The following is a 19,272-nucleotide window of genomic DNA, read 5'->3' on the forward strand; positions in this document are numbered from 1 at the left end:
GCCCCCACCCCCGGGCCCCCCCCCCCCCGCCCGCCCCCCCCGCGCGCCCGCCCCCCCCGCCCCCCCCCCCCGGCGCGGGGCCGGGGCCCCCGGGGTGGGGGCCGGGGGCCCCCGCGCCGAGGCCTCGTGACCGCGGGAACCTGTTGGGAGATCTGCTACGAGCTGGCGTAGACCTCGAACTCGTAGATCCGCGCGGCCGTGTTGCCGTTGTTCGTCGGCGTGGTCACGTTGAGCTTCACGTACCGCGCCTGCCGTTGCGTGATCGGGTGGTACGACCGGCTCGCCCGCACCGAGGACACGGTCACGGCGTTCGTCCAGGTGTTTCCGTCGACAGACGTCTGGATGTTGTACGCACCCGTGTTGAACCCGGTGGTCTCACCGCCGAGCCCCGCGTGCTTCAGCACGAACGACCCGACGTTCTGCGTCGACCCCAGGTCGACCTGCAGGAACTTCGTGCCGGACGCCAGCGAGCACCACTTGCCGGACAGGCTGCCGTCGAACGCCTTCGCCGCCTCCTCGGCCGAGTTGCAGGCCGCGGACGCCGTGGCGGGCTTGCCCTGTGCCAGGTTCGTGCCCAGAACAGGAGCCGCCGGCGGTGGAGTGAAGCCGTCGTTGTACGAGGGCGGCACGTCCGAGGCGGCGGTTCCCCACGAGCTGGGCGACGAGCCCATCGCGTAGTTCAGCGTCGCGTTGCCCGAGATGTCGCCGTACCGCAGCCAGGACCGGGAAGACGCAACCCCGTTGCGGTTGAACGACTGCACGTACTGCGCACCGGCACCGGAGGCGTTGATCTGCAGGACACCGCTCGGCCTGGTGATCGTCACGGACGGGAACAGCGGGCCGTGCAGCGCGAGCACGTCCGAACCCGGAGTGGACGGGTACATGCCGAGTGCCGCCCAGACGTACCACGCGGAGGTGGCGCCCAGGTCGTCGTTGCCGGGCAGGCCACCGGCCGCCGTCGTGAACGATTCGGTCATCACGCGCCGCACCGCCGCGCTCGTGCCCTGCGGGTAGGCCGCGTAGTTGTACGCCCACGGCACGCCGTGCTCGGGTTCGTTGCCGATGTAGAAGTACGGCAGGCTCAGGCCTCCGTTGAGCTGCGTGAAGTGGTGGTCCAGGCGCTGGACGGCCGTTTTGGGGCCGCCCATCAGGTTGATCAGGCTGCCGAAGTTGTAGGGCACCATCCACGTGTACTGCGACGCGTTGCCCTCGGTGTAGCCGGACGGGCTCGCCGGCGTGACCGGCCAGGCCCATGAGCCGTCGGCGTTGCGCTTCTGCACGTAGCCCGACTCGGGGTTGTAGACGTTCTGCCACCACTGGGCGCGCGTCATGTACGTGTTGTACTTCGCCGTGTCACCGACGGCCCGCGCGAACTGGGCGATGGCGAAGTCGGACGCCGAGTACTCCAGCGAGTCCGACGGGTCCTCGGTGACGTAGTGCCGGCTGAGGTAGCCCGCCTGACGGCCGCGCGTCGGCTGGCCCTGGGTGGTGCCGCCGTTGGAACTCTTGTCCATCAACGCCAGCGCGGCGGCGGTGTCGAAGCCGCGCACGCCGAACGCGTAGAGGCTCGACACGACGATCGGACCGGGGTCGCCGGTCATCACGAAGTGCTCGTTGCTGTTGTGCGACCACTTCGGCAGCAACCCGCCCTGTTGCCCGTCCAACACCATCGACTTGGCTATGTCACTGGCTTCCGCGGGTGCGAGCAACGCGATCAGCGACGCCCACGAGCGGTAGATGTCCCAGCCCGAGTAGTTCTGGTAGACGGTGTGCGACGCCGTGCGGACGGCCTGGTCGAAGCCGCGGTACTGGCCGTTGACGTCGCTGGCGATGTTCGGGTTCTGGAACACGTGGTACAGCGCCGTGTAGAACTTCTGGAGGTCCGCCGCCGAACCTCCCGACACCTGCGCCTTGTTCAGCACGTCGTTCCACGCGCCGTCGGCAGCGGTTCGAACGCCGGCGAAGTCGAACCCGGAGTTCTCGGCCGCCAGGTTGGCCTGCGCGCCCGCCACGCTGACGAACGAGACGCCGATCTTCAGCTGCACCACGGGGTTCGACGACGTGTCGAACGTGACGTAGCCGCCGGAGTTCACGCCGCTGGTGCTCGCGGACCCGGCGTTCACCGTCCCGCCCAGCCACGTGCCGAAACCCGTTGGCGCGCGGTCGAACTGGATGGCGTAGAAGAGCTGGTAGGTCTTGGACGCGCCGCAGAAGCCGCCGCCGGTGAACGTGCCGGTGAGCTGGCTGCCGTTGATCGCGATCGACCCCGAGCGGTTGCCGGTCGCGCTGCGGCTGCTGTTGACCAGCACCCGTGCGGTGGTGGTCGCCGGGTAGGTGAGCTTCATGAACCCGGTGCGCTTGGTGGCGGTCAGTTCGACGCCGGTGTCGTAGTTGTCGAGGCGGTTCTTGTAGTAGCCGGGCGCGGCCGACTCGTTCGCCTTCGTGTAGTTGCCGGCGTAGGTGGTCCAGTTCGTGCCGGGGGAAGTGGGGAAGCCGGTGGTGATCGGGAGGATGCCGAGGTCCTCGTTGTTGGCGCAGCCCGCGCCGTTGAAGTGGGTGAGGCTGAACTCCTCGATCTTGGTGTCGCTGTAGCGGTAGCCGGACGGCGAGGCGGTCGGGGTGTCCGGGCTGAGCTGCACCATGCCGAACGGCACGACGGCGCCGGGATAGGTGCTGCCGCCCGCGCCACCGGGGACGGGGTTGGGCGAGTTGGAGTTGTCGGTGCCGATGAACGGGTTCACGTGCTGGGTCAGCGGGATCGGGGCGGCGAGGGCGGGGGTGGCGGTGAAGAGGCCCGCGATGAGCAGACCGGCGACCGTCAGGGGGAGTGAGCGTCTGGCACGTCGGTGCAGGGAGCCGAACATGGACCTTCCTCTCTGACACGGGCTAGACAACGTTGTCATAGCCCGAGCGGGCACGAGGTCCGTGCCACGCGAAACTTGGGGATCCCCTAGCAGGCGGGGAAGAACGACGACGCCACTCGCGGGCAACCCTCGTCGAGCCAACGTTGTCCATGCCCGCACGGAGGCGGGTCCACGGGGAAGAACGACAACGCGACGGTGAGCAGTCGTCTCATACCCGGGACGCTACTAGCGGCAGGGCTCGCGGACAGGGAGCCGTTCGGCCGCCGCAATGGTGATCCGGTACCGCCGAATGCCTGGCACGGACAATCTCACAAGGGTCTTGGCGACCGTGATCGCCGCCGTGACACTGACCGGATGGAAGCGGGACTCCTCGAACAGGTCGTGAACACCGCGGACTATCCGCTGACCGAACCGGACGGCGCGGCGTGGCGGGAGGTCGTCGAACGCACCCACCGCGACCTGCACACCGTCGGGTGCAGCGTCCTGCCCGACTTCATCAGACCCGCGCTGCACGAGGACCTGCGGCGGGAGGGCGCCGAGATCGCCCCGCACGCCTACTACGACGTCGAGACCGTCAACGCCTACAACATCGACGTCGACACCCCGCTGCCGCCAGAGCACCCCGGCCGCACGACGATGGAGCGCGGCAACGCGTTCGTCGCCCGCGACGTCGTCCCGCGCGACGCGATCATCCACCAGCTCTACACCAGCGAGGTGTTCCAGCGGTTCGTCGCCGCGTGCTTCGAGCTGCCGGAACTGCACGAGCTGGCCGACCCGCTGTCCGGCCTGGTGCTGAACGTGATCCCGAGCGGCCGCGCGCACCCGTGGCACTTCGACACCAACGAGTTCACCGTCAGCATGCTGACCCAGGCACCCGAGGGCGGCGGTGAGTTCCAGTACTGCCCGAACATCCGGTCGGCGGACGAGGAGAACTTCGACGACGTCCGCGCGGTGCTCGCGGGCGACGACCGGCTCGTCCAGCGACTGACGTTGCGCGTCGGCGACCTCCAGCTGTTCAAGGGCCGCTACTCGCTGCACCAGGTCAGCACGGTCCGGGGCGACCGGCAGCGGCACACGGCGATCTTCGCCTACAGCCTGCGGCCCGGCGTCGTCGGAACGGTGGCGCGGACGCGGCAGCTGTTCGGCAGGGTCCTGCCCGAACACCTGGCGGCAGAGGGCGACGGCGTGCGAGTGGACGAGCGACTGGCCTGAGGGAGACACGTGCGATTCGACGCGACCGGCAAAGTCGAGCTCGACCACATCTACACCCAGCCCGACCCGCGCTCGTACTTCTCGTCGTTGCGGGGGCTCGAGTACCAGATCCCGCAGCTGGCCAAGCCGCACTTCACGGCGTTGGTCGAGGAGTACCGGGCCACCACGGGGATCGACACCCCGACAGTGCTCGACATCGGCAGCTCGTACGGCATCAACGCGGCGCTGCTGCGGTGCGACCTGACGATGGAAGACCTGTACGACCGCTACGACCTGGACGCACGGTCGTCCGCCGAGGTGCTGGCCGACGACCAGGAACTCGTGCGCGAACGCGGGAAGGCGATCCCGGCGCGCTTCGTCGGCTTGGACATCTCCTCGCCGGCGTTGAGCTACGCGACCGCCGCCGGGTTCCTCGACGACGCCGTGCTCGCCGACCTCGAACGCGCCGAGCCCACCCCGGAGCAGCAGCGCAAGCTGGCGGACGTCGACCTGGTGATCTCGACCGGCAGCCTCGGCTACGTCGGCGCGCCCACGTTGGCGCGCGTGGTGCAGGCCGGCGGGGCGCCCTGGATGGCCCACTTCGTGCTGCGGATGTTCCCGTTCGACGAGATCGAGGCGAGTCTCGCTCAGCTCGGTTACGAGACCGTGCGGGCGGACGGGCTGTTCCGGCAGCGGCGGTTCATCTCGGCCGAGGAGCAGTCGCGGGTGCTCGACACGCTGGCCGACGTGGGCGTGGACCCGAGCGGCCTGGAGGACGGCGGCTGGTTCTACGCTCAGCTCTACCTGTCCAAACGACCTATCGAACGCACCTGAGGTGATTGTGAGCGACGGCAAGACGTTCAGCTACGAGGACCAGCTGCCGCGGGTGCCCCTGCCGACGCTGGAGGAGACCTGCGCGCGGTTCCTCGAGTGGTGCACCCCGCTGCTGACCGACGCCGAACTGGCGACCACCGAGGCCGCCGTCGAGCAGTTCCTCGCGCCGGACAGCACGGCCCGGTCGCTGCACGCCGCACTGGAGGAGTTCGACGGCACCGAGGGCGTCCGCAGCTGGCTCGACCTCTTCTGGCCGACCCGCTACCTCGGCCGCCGCGACCGGATCGCGTTGAACGCCAACTTCTTCTTCCTCTTCCGCGACGTCGAGGAGACGCAGGAGCAGCGAGCCGCGGCGTTGATCTCCGCCGCCGTCGCCTACAAGGTGCGGCTCGACGCCGAGGCGATCCCGCCGGTCTTGCTGCGCGGCGAACCGCAGTCCATGGTGCAGAACAAGTTCCTGTTCTCCGCCACCCGGATCCCGCACGTGCAGCAGGACACCGCGCGTACGACGTTCCCGTCACACGCGCGGCACGTCGTGGTCTTCTTCCGCGGCAACGCCTTCAAGATGGACGTGTTCGGGCCGGACGGCGTGCCGCACGACCTCGGCGACCTGGCCGGCGGCCTGCAGGCGATCATGAAGGCGGACCGGGCGGAGTTCTCGGCCGGGCCGCTGACCACCAAGGCGCGGGCGGCGTGGGCGGACAGCCGTGTGGCGCTGCTGGTGGACAACGCCGCCGCGCTGGAGACGATCGAGTCGGCGTTGTTCTGCGTGGCGCTGGAGGACTTCGCACCCGCCGACACGCTGGCCGCGTGTGACCAGCTGCTGCACGGCGACAGCGCGAACCGGTGGTTCGACAAGGCGGTGACGTTCATCGTCTTCGCGGACGGCCGGGCAGGCATCAACGTCGAGCACTGCGAGCTGGACGGCACCACCATCCTCGCGTTCACCGACGCGATGCTGAGCGTGACGACGGAGGAACACCTCCGGGTGTCCGGCGCCTCCGCGCAGGGTCTGCCCGCGATCGAGCCGGTCGAGTTCGTGCTCTCCGAGGAGCTGCGCGAGGACACGGTGGCGGCCGCGGCGTCGTTCGCCCAGTACGGCGCGGACACGGCGACCGTGACGCTGTCGTTCGAGGACTTCGGCAAGCAGCGTGCGAAGGAGCTGAAGATCTCGCCGGACGCGTTCGTGCAGATGGCGTACCAGCTCGCGCACCAGCGGTCGAAGGGCTTGCAGGGTGCGACGTACGAGTCGATCGGCACCCGGCAGTTCCAGAACGGCCGGACCGAGGCGATGCGCGTGGTGACGCCGGAAGCGGTCACGTTCGTGTCCACTGTGGAGGATCCATCGTCCTCGCGGGCCGACCGTCGCGCCGCGTTCCGGGCGGCGGCGGACGCGCACGTCCGGCGCGCCAAGGAGTGCCAGGCTGGGGCGGCGCCCGAGCAGCACCTGTGGGAGCTGCAGCTGATCCACAAGCGGCGCGGCGGCACGGAGCCGTTGCCTCTGTACGACACGCCGGGCTGGACGATCATGCGCGACGACTACCTGAGCACCAGCTCGGCACCGTCGGAGCACATCCAGTACTTCGGGTTCGGCTCGACCAGCGCCAAGTGCATCGGCGTCGCGTACGTGCTGTTGCCGGACCGCTTCAACCTCTACCTGAGCACGCCCCGGCCGGTCGCCGAGGAGATGCACAGGTTCGCGACCTACCTCGGTGAGGCCATCACCGAGCTGCAGGACCTGCTCGCCACCGAGGACTGACCTTCCTGGTCGGGTCGTCGACGGGGAAGGGCAGTGGTCCGCCGGTCATGCCGAGGCGTTCGCGGTAGTCCTTCGCGAACGCCTCGGCGAGCCTCGCGGCAGTCAGGTTCGGCACGTGTGGGACACCCCGGCGAAGCCGACCGTGAGGTGGTTGTTCGCGGCGCGCACCCTGGCCACCGCGCGCACTCGGTGACTTCGGCGATGTACTCGCGGTGGAGCTGTCGCGGGTCGGGATCAGGACGCACACCCGGCGCCTGGGACACTGGCCCCTCGACCACCCGCTAGACCAGGAGCGCACAGTGCAGCAGGGAACCGTCCGCTGGTACGACCTAGAGCGCGGCTTCGGCTTCCTCGCCCCCGACGACGGCAGCGACGACATCTTCGTGCACGTCTCGCAGGTTCAGGGCGAGGGCGCGGCTCGGGCGCTGCGCGAGGGCCAGACGGTGGAGTTCGAGACCGGTGAGGGCCCCCGCGGTCCGCAGGCGCTGCACGTCGCCGTCACCGGGGACGTCGCGCCCGACGCGGCCTTGGGCGTGCTCGCCACCGTCTCCTGGTACGAGCCGGCCAAGGGCTACGGGTTCGCCGCGCCGGACGGCGGGGGTGCGGAGGTGTTCGTGCACTCCTCCGCCATCGTCACCGGGGGCGTCCTCGCGGCCGGGCAGCGGGTGGCCTTCGTCGTCATCGCCGGGGAGAAGGGGCCGCAGGCCCAGCACCTGGTGCCGCTGAGCTTCGACGCCGGGGTCAGCCGAGGCCCTCTGGTCGTGCCCGGCGACGGAGCCGACGGTTCCGTCCTGTGGTTCGACGAGGAGAAGTCATTCGGCTTCGTGGTCGCCGACGACGGGGCGGGCGACGTCTTCCTGCACGTGCGCGCCCTGGTCGACGACCGGTACCTGCCGGCAGAGGGCGACCGGGTCTCGTTCACCACGGTCACCGCGGACCAGGGGCGTCAGGCGCGCGACGTGCGGTTCGTGGCCGCCGGCGAGCCGGTGGAGGCCGCCGCGCCCCCCAGCCAGGCCCGTCCGGCCGCCCGGCCCGCGGCCCGCGCCGGCGACGGCACGGTGGCCCGCTACGACGGCGACCGCGGCTTCGGCTTCATCACCCCCGACGCGGGCGGGCCCGACCTCTTCGTGCACGTCTCGGTGGTCTCCGGCGAGCCCCTGGAGGCCGGCGACCGGGTGCGCTTCCGCATCCGGCAGAGCGACCGGGGCCCGCAGGCCGATGCCGTCGAGCGCGCCTGACCGTCCGGGACGGTCCTACGACGTCTCGAAGCGGGCGACGTGGCGGCTCTGCCACAAGGTGGCCGACGGTCGGCTCAGCCAAGTAGCGTCGGCATGTGCCAGAAGAGGGTGAGGTCATCGCCGGGCGGTACCGGCTGGTGTCGTCGATCGGGCAAGGATCCATGGGGGTGGTCTGGCAGGCGCGCGACGAGCAGCTGGACCGCGTGATCGCGGTCAAGCTGCTCAACACCGACCGGCGGTCCCCGGACGCGGTGGCGCAGATGCTGCGCGAGGGGCGGGTCGCCGGTCGGCTGCGGCACCCGCACGCGATCAGCGTGTACGAGGTCGTCGAGCACGACGGCAAGCCCTGTCTGGTGCTGGAGTACCTGCCCTCCCACAGCCTCGCGGCGCTGATCGCCGAACGGGGCGCGCTGCCGCCGGGCGTGGTCGCGGCCGTGGGCAGGCAGGTCGCCGCCGCACTGGCGGCGGCGCACGCAGAAGGCATCGTGCACCGGGACGTCTCGACGTTCAACGTCCTGCTGGCCGATGACGGCATCGCGAAGATCACCGACTTCGGCATCGCCCGTGCGGTCGGCGAGGGCACGGTGACCGACGCCCGCTTGATCATCGGCACGCCGGCCTTCCTGGCGCCGGAGGTGGCGGCGGGCGAGGCGGCGACGTTCGCCTCGGACGTGTTCTCCCTCGGCGCGACCCTTTACGCCGCACTGGAGGGCACGCCGCCGTTCGGTGTGGACGACAACCCGTACGCGCTCCTGCAACGCGCGGTTCGAGGAGAGTTCGAGCCACCACGGTCAGGTGGCCCGCTCGGCGAGGTGCTCCTGCGCCTCCTGCATCGTGACGCGGCCCAACGCCCGACGATGGCCGAGGCCCACAAGCTGCTCGCGGCGGTCGCGGAGGGACTTCCGCTGCCCGCTGCACCCTCGAAGAGCGGGACGCGGATGCTGCTCGTCCGCCGCCACCTGCCACGCCGGGTGATCGCGATGGCCGCCGGTGCGGCCGTCCTGGTCGCCGCCGGTGTTGTGATCGGCACCGTCGTGCAGGGCGACCGGCCCAGCGGCAACGCCCAGACCAACTCCACCACGGTCACGACCACGGTCACGACCGCCTGCGTTGCCCGCTACGAGGTGACCAACTCGTGGCCGGGCGGCTACCAGGTCGAGGTGACCGTGGGCAACACCAGCGCAGGCGGCCTCACCGGCTGGACCATCACGTGGCAGCCGGCTGCGGGCCACACCATCGGCAACCTGTGGAACGGCACCCTGACCCAGAACGCGACCGCGGTGACCGTCACCAACGCCGGCCACAACGCCGTGCTCGCCGCCGGGGGAACCACCTCGTTCGGGTTCGTCGCCGCCGGTCCTGAACCCGCTCGCCCGGCCGTGACCTGCTCCACCGCCAACTGAAACGCCGGCTCACCGGATGCTCGACTGATCTTTCACGTCGAGGCCGTCAGCACGTCGGCGGTGTCCTCCAGCACGGCGACGATCTCGTCGACGCGCAGCCGAACCGCTCCTTCGCGGTCGCCGGCTCCGTCTATCCGCGAGCGCAGCCGGTACCGGAGCGTGCCGTCCGGGAGCAGTTCCGCGTGCAGGTCGTCGGTGGTGGGACCCCAGTGCGCGAAGTCCGGCGACCGCCCCGCCCGGTAGAGGGCGGCGTCTGTTCGCAGCGAGTGCGCGAACTGCGGCACGTACGCCGTGTTGTCGAACGGTGTGACGATGGCGCCGTCCAGCCACATCGTGCAGGTCCGCAGTCGTACCGCGTCCTGATCGACCGGCCCGATCTCCATCGCGAGGCGTGACCTGTCTCCGATGAGCAGATCCGTCGCGCGCCACCGCGACACGTCGGCGTCGAAGTCGAGCGCTGCGGTCACGGCGTCCAACGTGCCCGCGGTCTCGTCCTCCTCGAGCGTGACCGACGCGGGCAGACCGGCGAAGCCGAGGTGTTCCAACGCGGCACGCAGGTTCTGGTAGTCGGCCGGCCGATCGGGATGCGTGGTGTACCCGCCGATGTTGCGCAGCGCCGGGACGTGCAGCCGGTCCGGGCCGGGCAGCCGAGTGCCTGACAGGTACACCCGCGCGGCCCTGTGGTGCGGCGCGGAGTAGTCGGCGGGACCCAGTTCCACGGCGAAACTCTCCCGGTCGCCACAGATCCCCGCGGTCCGGACGGCGAAGGCTCCGAGCAGGTCGTCGGCCACGGCACGCCACCGCGCCGGATCCCCGCTGGTGACCTGCGCGAACCCGCTGAGGTTCGCGATGTCGGCCTTCCTGCCGGCCAGGCCCAGCAGGCCGTTGGCGCTGTGGTGGCGCACCAGCGACTCCTCGTCGAGCATCCCGCGGTGCAACGCCGCCAGCGAGCGCGGGGTGATGGGCAGTCGCCGCAGTGCCAGGGCCGCGTCGATCCGGTCACCCCAGTGCCCGAAACCTTCGAGCACGGCCGCGACCTCGGACACGTACTCGTCAGAGCCGGTCATCTCACCCAGCACCTGTGCGGTGCGCACGCGGAAGACACCGTGAGCCGACGGGAGAGCAGACCGCAGCAGAGCGACCGAGTCCGACGGCGCACGACCGAGGCGGGCCAGGCCGCCCAGCGACTCGACGGCGACGTGGTCGTGCTCGGCGACGCCCGCGCGGACCATCCGTTCCGCGCGCTGCGGCCGGCGCTCGTGCTCGGCTGTCAGAGCGTCGATGTCGGCGCCTTCGTGCCACACCAGGTACGGATCTCCGAACACCTCTCGGCGGAACTCCTGCCACGCATCGATCACCAGCGTGAGGCTAGCGGCGGTCCGGTGGGGAAGACTCGTCGTCGTGACACGAGTCGACTCGATGACGTTCGCGCTCCAGCACGCGGACCTCCTCCGCGCGCGGGCGACGGCGGCGGACTTTGACCTGCACCTGCACGGCACGTACTCGGTCGTGGTCGTCACGAACGGAACCGCGCACATCTGGTCCAGCCGCTGGAACAGGACCGTCCGCGCCGGCGACGTGTTCTTCTTCAACCCGTTCGAGGTGCACGCGGGCAGCGCGGGCGGTCTCGCGCGGTACCACGTCCTCTACCCGTCGGAGGCGTTCCTCGACAGCTGCGCCGCCGCGGTCCGGCCGGACGAGATCCGGGCCATCCGCACCGAGGTGATGACGCGAAGCAGGTCCACCCTGCAACTGGCCGACGCGCTGGCGGCGCCGGTCGCCGACGACGCGCGGATCGAGGAGTCCCTCCGGCAGGTGCTGCGGGAATGTGATTTCTCGGTCGAGTCCCCAGGGTCCACTTCGGCGTCGATCGCGCGAACGGTGTGCGACCTCGTCCGGCGGGACGGCCTGCGGTCGACCCGCACGGACGACCTCGCGCGCGAGATCGGAGTCAACCCGAGCCACCTCGTGCGCTCGTTCAGGAAGACGATCGGCATTCCCCCGCAGACCTACGTCCGCCAGGTCCGAGTCGCCCGCGCCCGTGAGCTCATCTGCGCCGGGTTCGGGTTGAACGACGTCGCGCAGATGGTGCGCTTCTCCGACCAGCCCCACCTCACCCGCGAGTTCAAGAAGGTGTTCGGCGTGCCGCCAGGGGCGCTCTCCCGTGGCGTGGGCCGCTGAGACGGCGCACATCCTGTTCAAGATTTCGGCGTCCGTCGTGCCTACCGTCGGGTTGTCCGAAAGGTGGTCACGATGCCGCACGACACAAGCGCCCACGCCGGCCGTTATCCCGACGCCGCGGGCTATTACGGAGATTTCGGTGGCAACCACTGGCCCGCACACCTGGGGCCCGCGTTGGAGGAACTCGCCACCACGTACGCGCAACTGCGGTCATCACCGGACTTCCGCCACGAGCTGGACACCGTCCGAAGAGGACTTCAGGGCAGACCGACGCCGGTGCACCACCTGGAGAACCTCTCGAACCAGCTGGGCGGCGCCCAGATCTACGTCAAACGCGAGGACCTCAACCACACCGGCGCACACAAGATCAACCACTGCGTCGGCTTCGCGCTCCTGGCCAGGAAGATGGGCAAGCGCACGCTGATCGCCGAGACGGGCGCCGGCCAGCACGGCGTCGCACTCGCCAGCGCCGCCGCCCGGTTCGGGCTCGACTGCGAGGTCCACATCGGAGCGATCGACTTCGACAAGGTGAACGCGAACGTGAGCCTCATGCGCCTGCTGGGCGCGCGGGTGGTTCCGGTCGCGTCCGGCCAGTCGACGCTGAAGGAGGCCAGCGACTCGGCGTTGCAGGCCTACACCGAGCAGCACGACCACGCTCTCTACGCGATCGGTTCGGCCATCGGGCCGCACCCGTTCCCGATGATCGTCCGAGACTTCCAGTCGGTCGTCGGGCAGGAGGCACGCGCGCAGTTCCTCGCGATCACCGGGGGAGCACTGCCCGACCACGTCGTCGCCTGCGTCGCCGGCGGGTCCAACGCCCTCGGGCTGTACTCCGGTTTCCTGGACCACCCCGAGGTCGCCCTGCACGCGGTCGAACCCCTCGGCAAGAGCGCCCGGCTCGGTCAGCACGCGGCCACGCTGACCTTCGGCAGCCCGGGAACGCTGCACGGGGCCCGGTCCGTCGTCCTGCAGCAGCACGGCGTGCCCGCCGCGGTGACGTCGATCGCCTCAGGCCTCGCCTATCCCGGTGTCGGTCCCGAGATGGCCATGCTGGCCCAGTCCGGCCGGCTGTCCGTCGACACCGTCTCCGACGACGAAGCGGTCGCCACGTTTCTGCGCGTCGCACGGACGGAAGGCATCATTCCGGCACTGGAGAGCTCGCACGCTCTCGCGTCCGCGATCCGGCTGGCGGCGACCAGGCCGCCTGCCGAGCGCGTGCTGGTCAACCTGTCGGGGCGCGGCGACAAGGACGTCGACTTCGTGCTGGCCAGGCACGACACGCTCGGGCAGCGTGATCGTCCGCCTCCGGCGTGATGTTCTGTTCGGACGCCACGGCGACAGCCGTGTCGTTCCCGGCCGCGAGGAGACCTGCCACACCATGAACAACCGTGGTGACGAATCCACCGCGCCCTCGATTCGGCGACGTGACTGGCGAAGCGTGACCGAGGCCGACTACCGGCAGATCAAGCTGATGTGGGAGGAGGCGTTCCCGCCCGGCGAACGCAGTGCGCACGACACCGTCTCCCGTCGCGACAGCACGTGGTTGTGGACGGCCCACTCCGCCGACGGGCACCTGATCGGGTTCGCGACGGCGCTGCGCCTGCCGTCATCCGGCGCGGCCTACCTCGAATATCTCGCCGTGTCGCCTTCAACGCGCGGTACCGGAACAGGTGCCGCGATGCTCTCGGCGATCGCGACCGACCTCCAGGCGGAGCGGGCGGTGAACGGGATCGTGCTGGAGGTGGAGGATCCGCTTCGCACGCCAGGACGTGATCCACTTCTGGCGCGGCGAGTGGCTTTCTACGAACGGTGGGGCGCCCGGCCGGTGCCGTCGCTGAACGACTACTTCATGCCCGACCAAGCGAATCCCGGCGGACTGGTGCCGATGACCCTGCTGTGGCGAGGAATCCGCGACGAGTCCATGCTCACCCCCGATGGCGTGGCGAGAGTGCTCACCGACCTCTACCGCGGCTATTACGCGCACGCCGCATCGGAAGACCACCTCGAGAACATGCTGGAGCGCGTGACACCCGCTGTCCCGTGATCCGAACCGGGCGGCATCCTCGCCACCCCCGCGAGCTGCCGCAACCCGGCTCTCGGCCGAAAGTACGAAATGGCGTCTCGGGCTGTCCCACCCTCTTCGGACCGGTCCTACGGTCGTGATCATGACTGCTGCAACGGGTAGGACCACTCCACCGCGGACCGTGAACGCCGCCTTCGCCGGGTTCCTGGTGTCGTGCGTCTTCGCGGTGACGTCCATCGGTGTCCTGGCGGGCACGCACGACGACCTGGTCGACGCGCTGCGGGCCTCGGGCACGCAGATGACCGAGGAACAGCTGCAGAGCGCGGCCACCATCACCCAGGTGACGTTCGCGGGCGTCGCACTGGTGATCGCACTGGTGCAGCTGTGGCTCGCGTTCAAGGTCCGCGCCGGGCGCAACTGGGCGAGGATCGTGCTGACCGTGTTCACGGTGGTGCAGGTGGGCAGCCTGTTCGTGGGCCAGGGATCGCCGACGCTGCCCGCGTACGGCGGGGCGCTCGTGGCCGCGCTCGCGGTCGTGGCGAGCTACCTGCCCGCGTCCAACGAGTACTTCGACGCCGTGAAGCACACTCGATAGCGGAGAATGCCCGCATGATCGCCGCAGGGGGAGCTCCGGCACGGCGCGGCGTGTTCGTCGCGGAGGTCACCGTCCTGGTGGTGGCGGTCGTGGTGGACGCGGTGCTGGCGACCGGCGGGGACACGCCGCGAGGAGTGCTCGGGCCGTTGCTCACCACGGTGGTGCCGTACGCGGGGGAGGCCGCGGCGGTCCTCGCGGTGCTGCGCCGCAGGTTCCCACACCGGATCGAGCTGCTCGGCGGTGCGGCCATCGCGCTCTCCCTGCTCGGCACGGCCGCGGGTGGTCTCATCGCTCGGGTTCCCGAGCAGCCACCGGTGACGGAGGTGCTGGCCGCGCTGCTGCTGGCGGGAGCGGGATGCCGCCGGCTGCCTCCCGTCCGGGCGGCCGTGCTCGCCGTCGCCGCCTGCGCCGCCGTCGTGCTCGCGCCGATCGCCCGGTACGGACTCGGCTTCCCGGCCGCGCTGTTCCCCGTGGCCGCCGCGCTGGCGTGGGGCGCGGCGGTCGCGCTGGGCCTGATCCTCCGCGACGCCGACGCCCGGCACCGCCGCGAGCTGGAGCGGATCCGCACCGAGGACCGCCTCCAGCTCGCCCGCGACCTGCACGACCTGGTGACCCACCACGTCACCGGGATCGTCGTGCGGACCCGTGCGGCGCAGGCACTCGCCGAGAACCCGGCGGCACCGCACCAGAACCCGCTCGACGTCTACGACGAGATCGAACAGGCGGCGGCCGAGGCGTTGACGGCGACCCGCGGCCTCGTCGGCGTGCTGCGCAGCGACGAACCGCTGCCGTCCCCGAGCCTCGTGCTCGGGGACGTGGTGCGGGCCGCGGTAGGGGAGCACGCATCCGTGCGAGTGGCCGGCGACCTCGACGGCCTGCTGCTCCCGGCGCAGGTGTCCGTCGCGCTGCACCGGGTTCTGCTGGAAGCGCTCATCAACGCGCGCCGGCATGCAAGGGCCGCGGACGTGCGCGTCACGGCCAGGTCCGACGGGGACGAGCTCGTGGTGGAGATCGACAACGACGGCGTGCCGGGCGGCGAACCGGCGGAAGGCGGGCACGGCATCATCGGCATGACGGAACGGATGGCCGCGTTGGGCGGAACGGTGACCGCGGGCCCGCACGGCGAGGACGGCTGGCGGGTCACGGCGAGACTGCCGCGCGAGTCCGGCGCGCCGCCGAGGGGGATCTGATGACGATCCGCGTGCTGATCGCGGATGACCAGACCCTGGTCCGCACCGGCTTCCGGCTGATCCTGGACGCCGAGCCGGGCATCACGGTGATCAGCGAGGCCGAGGACGGGGAGTCGGCGGTGCGCCTGGCGCGGCAGCTCCGCCCGGACGTGACGTTGATGGACATCCGGATGCCGAAGCTCGACGGCCTGCGGGCCACCGAGTTGCTCGCGGGCCCAGGGGTCGAGGACCCGTTGCGGGTGCTCGTGGTCACCACCTACGACGTGGACGAGAACGTCTACGCGGCGCTGCTCGCCGGAGCGTGCGGGTTCCTGGTCAAGGACGCCCGGCCGAGGCTGCTGGTGGAGGCGGTGCACGCCGCGGTCAGGGGCGAGGCGATGGTCTCGCCCGCCGTCACGGTCCGGCTGCTCCAGCACTTCACCGCCGGCACCGGCACCGACCGTCCGCACACCCCGCTGACCGGTCGCGAGCTGGACGTGGTGCTGGCGGTGGGCCGCGGTGCGACCAACGCCGAGATCGCCGACCGCCTGCACATCTCGCTGTCGACGGTGAAGTCGCACCTCGCGCACGTCCAGGAGAAGATCGGCGCGCGCAACCGCACCGAGACCGCGATCTGGGCGTGGCGCACCGGCCTGCTCAGGTGACTGCCGGCCGCCGCACCACCACGGTCCCCGCGACCATGTCCCCGAGGCGCTGGTGGCGTGGCGTCACAGCGATCAGCACCGCGCCGACCAGGCCCATGAAGAGCCCGTCCACCACCATCAACAGCCACCGCACGAAGTAGTCCCGCAACGACGGCTCACCGCCACGCAGCGTCGTGATCCGGATGCCCAGCCACCGCATCGCCGGCGTCGACCCGCCATGCCGGTACGGGTACCAGATCTCGATCCACAGCACCCCGAGCAACGACACGATCGCGATGGAGCTCACCGCGACGTAGGGGAAGTGCTCAGCGGGCATGCCGAGCTTGACGAGCCCGAGCGACAGCAGGAAACCGGGGACGAGACCCAGCACGGCCGCGACGACCAGCAGTGCGAACTCGATGACGTGCTGCGAGTACCGGCGGAGGACGATCGACCGTGCTTCGGCATCGAGGGCCACCGGCACATCTTGTCGGTGCACCCGCCGGGTTGTCCATTGTCGCCCGACACCGCGGCACGCGGGAGCTTCGCACCGACACCGACGTTCCCGAGCACGACACCGTCCTGGTGGTCGATCCGGCCCGCATCGTCGACGGGGAAGCCCTTGGCCTGCAACGTCTCCACGTCGCGCTGACCGGACGCCGCTGACCTCGACCCCGCGCAAATTCACCTCGGCGAAGGTGGCACCCTGCGGGTCTTCGGGGTGGCTGAGGTTCGGCGTGGGGCGACCTGGCCGCCGGGTTCGGCACGACGTCTGCGGTTGATCGAGTTGAGAACGAGCAACGTCAGCATCAGCAGGCCGAAGCCGATGCTGATGCCGCTCAGGGCCGCGATGATCGGCGGCCAGTCGCGGTCCGCCGGCGCGGTGACGGTCGTGACCAGGTCCCTGGGCGGCGGACTGGAGAAACCCGTGGACTCGGAGGGCAGCACCGCGGTCAGGGCGGCCACCGGGTTCACCATGCCGAAGCCGATCCGGTGGTCCCTGCCGGAGGTGTTGCCGGGGTGCAGCGCGGTGGCCTTGAGCCGGTCCATCACCTGGCGCGCCTTGAGGTCTGGGAACCGCTCGCGCACCAGCGCGGTGATACCCGCGACGTACGGGGCGGCGAAACTCGTCCCCTGGATCTTCCCCACGCCGTCGGCCTTCACGTTCGCGTTGGTCAGGCCGGTGCCCTTGGGGTCGACGGAGATGATCTCCTCACCGGGTGCGGCGATGCTGACCCAGGGGCCCCAGACGCTGAAGCCCGACACCTCACCGGAGCGCGCCATCGACGCCACCGACAGCACGTCGTCGGCGAACCACGCGGGCGACGAGACCGAGTTGACGATCGCCGGGTCCAGGTTGTTGTTCTGCAGCGGACAGCCGGCCTTGCTGTCGAGGTTGCCGGCCGCCGTCACGATCACGGTGTTCCTGACGTCGACCGCGTACCGGATCGCGGCCTGCAGCGCTTGGTCGTCCGCGCTGAAGTCCTTGGGGGCGCCGCAGTTCGTCAGGGAGATGTTGACGACACCGGCGCCCTGGTCCGCGGCGCGCACGACGGCCTGCGCCAGCGTCGAGACCTTGCCCGCGGACGTCCGCTTGGCCCTGGTGGCGTCACCCTTGAACTCGAAGCGGTCGCTGGTCTGGCGGATCGCCAGGATCGTCGCTTCCGGTGCCGCGCCGACGAAGTCGCCCTCGGTCCTGGCCGCCGCGGCGACGCCGGCCACCTCGGTGCCGTGGCCGTCGCAGTCGTCCGCGCCGTTCCTGTTCCCGCTGACGTACTCACCGCTGGGCACGACCCGGTCGCCGAAGCGAGGGTTGCGCGGGTCGACACCGGTGTCGATGATCGCGATCTTGACGCCCTTGCCGGTCGCGAACCGGTGTGCCTGCTGGAGGTTCAGGTGGACCTGGCCCCACGGCATGTACTCGATCAGTTCGTTCTTGGTGTCGGACTCGACGCAGCCCTTGTCGGTGGGTGTGTACGGCACGTCCGGCCCGCCCGTGTCCTGCGGCGGCTGGGCGCCGGGCGGTAGCGCCTGCGGCACCGAGTTCGGCTGGTCTGCGGATGACGGCGGTGGCGCGGAAGCCGCTGGAACAGCTCCCGTCAGCAACAACAATGCGGTGATCGCCGTCGCCGTGGCATGGCGGAACCCCGTGGTAACGATCTTCACCTGTGACCCCCCGGTCGTCACCCACCGACCCCCCGATCGGTGATGACCGAAGTCCACCACGGAAAGCCCGCAGCCGCAAAAATCGGGGCGCCCCAACCTGAAACCGGCTTCAGGTAGGCGATGATCCACTGAGGACGATCGCGGCTCGGTTCGCCTTCTTCGACGCCCGCGGCAGCCACTTCACCAACCGCGCTCTGCGTGCCGCGGGCATCCCCGGGTGCGAGCTTCAAGCCGACAACGTGGACTCCCGGTCCTTCGAGGAATCCGCGGAGCGCTCGCGGGAGGACTGGCTGGAGCGGGAGGTCGTGCGTTCCTGATCACCCGTGGTGCGATGGGCGCGTTCGACGGCCTGCCCCCAGTAGGTTCCCGCGACCATCAGCACGGCGCCCAGTGACGCCCACACGGTGAGGTGCTCGCCGCCGAGGCTGATCCCGACGGCGACGGCCCAGATCGGTTCGGTGCCCAGCAGCAGGCTGGCCCTGCTGGCCGAGGTGCCCTGGATCGCCCAGGTCTGGGCCAGGAAGGCGAAGACGCTGCAGAACAGGGCGAGGTAGACCAACTGGGTCCAGGTCGTCGTGCCGGCCGCGGCCAGCACGGGCAGGTGCGTGATCGCGAGCGGCAACACCAGCGCGGTGCCGACGACGGTCTGGGCGGTCGTGAGGTGCAGCGGGTTCACGGCACGTCCGGCGGTGAGCCGGCCGACGAGCACGACGTGGCCCGCCCGCACGACCGCGGCGGCGAGCATCAGGGCGTCTCCGAGCCGCGGCGCGTGCAGGCCTGTGGTCGAGGTCAGCAGTCCGACGGCCAGCACGCACAGACCCGCCGCGAAGAAGAACGCCGGGGGCAGGCGGCGGCCGCCGCGGTCCAGCAGCGGCGTGAGAACGATGGTCAAGCTGATGATCAGTCCGGCGTTGGCGGCGCTGGTGTGCGCCACCCCGTAGGTCTCCAGCAGCAGGACGACCGCCTGGGTGACCCCGAGGACCGCGCCGAGCCGGACCTCGTCGCGCGTCCACCGCCGGCGGAGAAACCCGGTCAGGGCGCCGCACGCGAGTGCTGAGATGGCGTAGCGCGCGAACAGCACCGCCAGGACCGGGAGTGCTGTGGTGGCCGTCTTGGCCGACAGGTAGCTGGAGCCCCAGACGAGTGCGACCAGGAGTAGCACCACGTCGGTGCGGCGGGTCGTGAGCATGTCCCCAACGCTCCAC

General features: G+C 70.5%; 20 protein-coding genes and 1 pseudogene. 13 read left to right on the forward strand and 8 right to left on the reverse strand.

Annotated elements, in window-relative coordinates:
* Nucleotides 1-155 precede the first annotated feature (155 nt).
* On the reverse strand, nt 156-2,864 hold the full coding sequence (locus ACIQF0_RS36840) for a GH92 family glycosyl hydrolase (RefSeq protein ID WP_401037579.1): 2,709 nt from the start codon (nt 2,862-2,864) through the stop codon (nt 156-158).
* Nucleotides 2,865-2,950: 86 nt separating this feature from the next.
* Nucleotides 2,951-3,076, reverse strand: a complete 126-nt coding sequence (locus ACIQF0_RS36845) for a hypothetical protein (protein WP_401037582.1) — start codon at nt 3,074-3,076, stop codon at nt 2,951-2,953.
* 142 nt (nt 3,077-3,218) lie between these two features.
* Between ACIQF0_RS36845 and ACIQF0_RS36850 the strand changes: the two genes are divergently transcribed.
* From ACIQF0_RS36850 to ACIQF0_RS36860, 3 genes are read left to right on the forward strand one after another with little or no spacing between them, the layout of a single operon-like run.
* A complete protein-coding gene (locus tag ACIQF0_RS36850; protein WP_401037584.1) occupies nt 3,219-4,076 on the forward strand; it encodes an arpA protein in 858 nt (285 codons plus the stop codon).
* A 9-nt stretch (nt 4,077-4,085) separates the two neighbouring features.
* Entirely contained in the window at nt 4,086-4,889 is an 804-nt protein-coding gene (locus ACIQF0_RS36855) for a class I SAM-dependent methyltransferase (RefSeq protein WP_401037587.1), read from the forward strand.
* Nucleotide 4,890: 1 nt separating this feature from the next.
* On the forward strand, nt 4,891-6,648 hold the full coding sequence (locus ACIQF0_RS36860; RefSeq protein WP_401037589.1) for a choline/carnitine O-acyltransferase: 1,758 nt from the start codon (nt 4,891-4,893) through the stop codon (nt 6,646-6,648).
* Here ACIQF0_RS36860 and ACIQF0_RS36865 read toward each other — a convergent pair.
* Complete coding sequence (locus ACIQF0_RS36865; RefSeq protein ID WP_401037591.1) at nt 6,611-6,763, reverse strand: hypothetical protein; 153 nt, start codon at nt 6,761-6,763, stop codon at nt 6,611-6,613. The two genes, ACIQF0_RS36860 and ACIQF0_RS36865, sit on opposite strands and share 38 nt — an antisense overlap.
* 184 nt (nt 6,764-6,947) lie before the next feature.
* Here ACIQF0_RS36865 and ACIQF0_RS36870 point away from each other — a divergent pair.
* From ACIQF0_RS36870 to ACIQF0_RS36880, 3 genes and pseudogenes are all read left to right on the forward strand, one after another.
* A pseudogene (locus ACIQF0_RS36870) lies at nt 6,948-7,151 on the forward strand (cold-shock protein); the annotation flags it as partial.
* 30 nt (nt 7,152-7,181) lie between these two features.
* Nucleotides 7,182-7,886 (forward strand): cold-shock protein, encoded by a 705-nt coding sequence (locus tag ACIQF0_RS36875; protein ID WP_401038544.1) that lies wholly within the window; start codon nt 7,182-7,184, stop codon nt 7,884-7,886.
* A gap of 95 nt (nt 7,887-7,981) precedes the next feature.
* Nucleotides 7,982-9,289: a protein kinase gene (locus ACIQF0_RS36880; RefSeq protein WP_401037593.1), complete on the forward strand. Its 1,308-nt coding sequence runs from the start codon at nt 7,982-7,984 to the stop codon at nt 9,287-9,289.
* A gap of 32 nt (nt 9,290-9,321) precedes the next feature.
* Here the strand turns inward: ACIQF0_RS36880 and ACIQF0_RS36885 are convergent, their stop codons facing one another.
* Complete coding sequence (locus ACIQF0_RS36885; RefSeq protein WP_401037595.1) at nt 9,322-10,647, reverse strand: hypothetical protein; 1,326 nt, start codon at nt 10,645-10,647, stop codon at nt 9,322-9,324.
* Nucleotides 10,648-10,690: 43 nt separating this feature from the next.
* On the opposite strand from ACIQF0_RS36885, the gene ACIQF0_RS36890 reads away from it, so the two are divergent.
* From ACIQF0_RS36890 to ACIQF0_RS36915, 6 genes are all read left to right on the forward strand, one after another.
* Nucleotides 10,691-11,470, forward strand: coding sequence for an AraC family transcriptional regulator (locus ACIQF0_RS36890; protein WP_401037598.1), 780 nt, complete (start codon nt 10,691-10,693; stop codon nt 11,468-11,470).
* 72 nt (nt 11,471-11,542) lie between these two features.
* Nucleotides 11,543-12,784, forward strand: a complete 1,242-nt coding sequence (trpB, locus tag ACIQF0_RS36895; protein ID WP_401037601.1) for a tryptophan synthase subunit beta — start codon at nt 11,543-11,545, stop codon at nt 12,782-12,784.
* A 124-nt stretch (nt 12,785-12,908) separates the two neighbouring features.
* On the forward strand, nt 12,909-13,514 hold the full coding sequence (locus ACIQF0_RS36900) for a GNAT family N-acetyltransferase (RefSeq protein ID WP_401037604.1): 606 nt from the start codon (nt 12,909-12,911) through the stop codon (nt 13,512-13,514).
* Nucleotides 13,515-13,635: 121 nt separating this feature from the next.
* Nucleotides 13,636-14,088 carry a hypothetical protein gene (locus tag ACIQF0_RS36905; RefSeq protein WP_360044955.1) on the forward strand — a complete coding sequence of 151 codons (453 nt, stop codon included), beginning with the start codon at nt 13,636-13,638 and terminating at the stop codon, nt 14,086-14,088.
* Nucleotides 14,089-14,102: 14 nt separating this feature from the next.
* Complete coding sequence (locus ACIQF0_RS36910; RefSeq protein WP_401037607.1) at nt 14,103-15,278, forward strand: sensor histidine kinase; 1,176 nt, start codon at nt 14,103-14,105, stop codon at nt 15,276-15,278.
* Complete coding sequence (locus ACIQF0_RS36915) at nt 15,278-15,922, forward strand: response regulator (protein WP_401037609.1); 645 nt, start codon at nt 15,278-15,280, stop codon at nt 15,920-15,922. The genes ACIQF0_RS36910 and ACIQF0_RS36915 overlap by 1 nt, the downstream gene beginning before the upstream one ends.
* Here ACIQF0_RS36915 and ACIQF0_RS36920 read toward each other — a convergent pair.
* On the reverse strand, nt 15,915-16,379 hold the full coding sequence (locus tag ACIQF0_RS36920) for an RDD family protein (protein ID WP_401037612.1): 465 nt from the start codon (nt 16,377-16,379) through the stop codon (nt 15,915-15,917). The two genes, ACIQF0_RS36915 and ACIQF0_RS36920, sit on opposite strands and share 8 nt — an antisense overlap.
* A 29-nt stretch (nt 16,380-16,408) precedes the next feature.
* On the opposite strand from ACIQF0_RS36920, the gene ACIQF0_RS36925 reads away from it, so the two are divergent.
* The gene (locus tag ACIQF0_RS36925) at nt 16,409-16,567 is read left to right on the forward strand and encodes a hypothetical protein (RefSeq protein ID WP_401037614.1); all 159 of its coding nucleotides are present in this window, start codon (nt 16,409-16,411) and stop codon (nt 16,565-16,567) included.
* Nucleotides 16,568-16,585: 18 nt separating this feature from the next.
* Here the strand turns inward: ACIQF0_RS36925 and mycP are convergent, their stop codons facing one another.
* From mycP to ACIQF0_RS36940, 3 genes are read right to left on the reverse strand one after another with little or no spacing between them, the layout of a single operon-like run.
* Nucleotides 16,586-18,067 (reverse strand): type VII secretion-associated serine protease mycosin, encoded by a 1,482-nt coding sequence (gene mycP / locus ACIQF0_RS36930; RefSeq protein ID WP_401037617.1) that lies wholly within the window; start codon nt 18,065-18,067, stop codon nt 16,586-16,588.
* Between the two features lie 17 nt (nt 18,068-18,084).
* Nucleotides 18,085-18,297, reverse strand: coding sequence for a hypothetical protein (locus tag ACIQF0_RS36935; RefSeq protein ID WP_401037620.1), 213 nt, complete (start codon nt 18,295-18,297; stop codon nt 18,085-18,087).
* On the reverse strand, nt 18,294-19,256 hold the full coding sequence (locus ACIQF0_RS36940) for a DMT family transporter (RefSeq protein WP_401037622.1): 963 nt from the start codon (nt 19,254-19,256) through the stop codon (nt 18,294-18,296). The genes ACIQF0_RS36935 and ACIQF0_RS36940 overlap by 4 nt, the downstream gene beginning before the upstream one ends.
* Between the last annotated feature and the right edge of the window lie 16 nt (nt 19,257-19,272).

Source organism: Lentzea sp. NPDC092896, assembly GCF_044754905.1.
GTDB lineage: Bacteria > Actinomycetota > Actinomycetes > Mycobacteriales > Pseudonocardiaceae > Lentzea.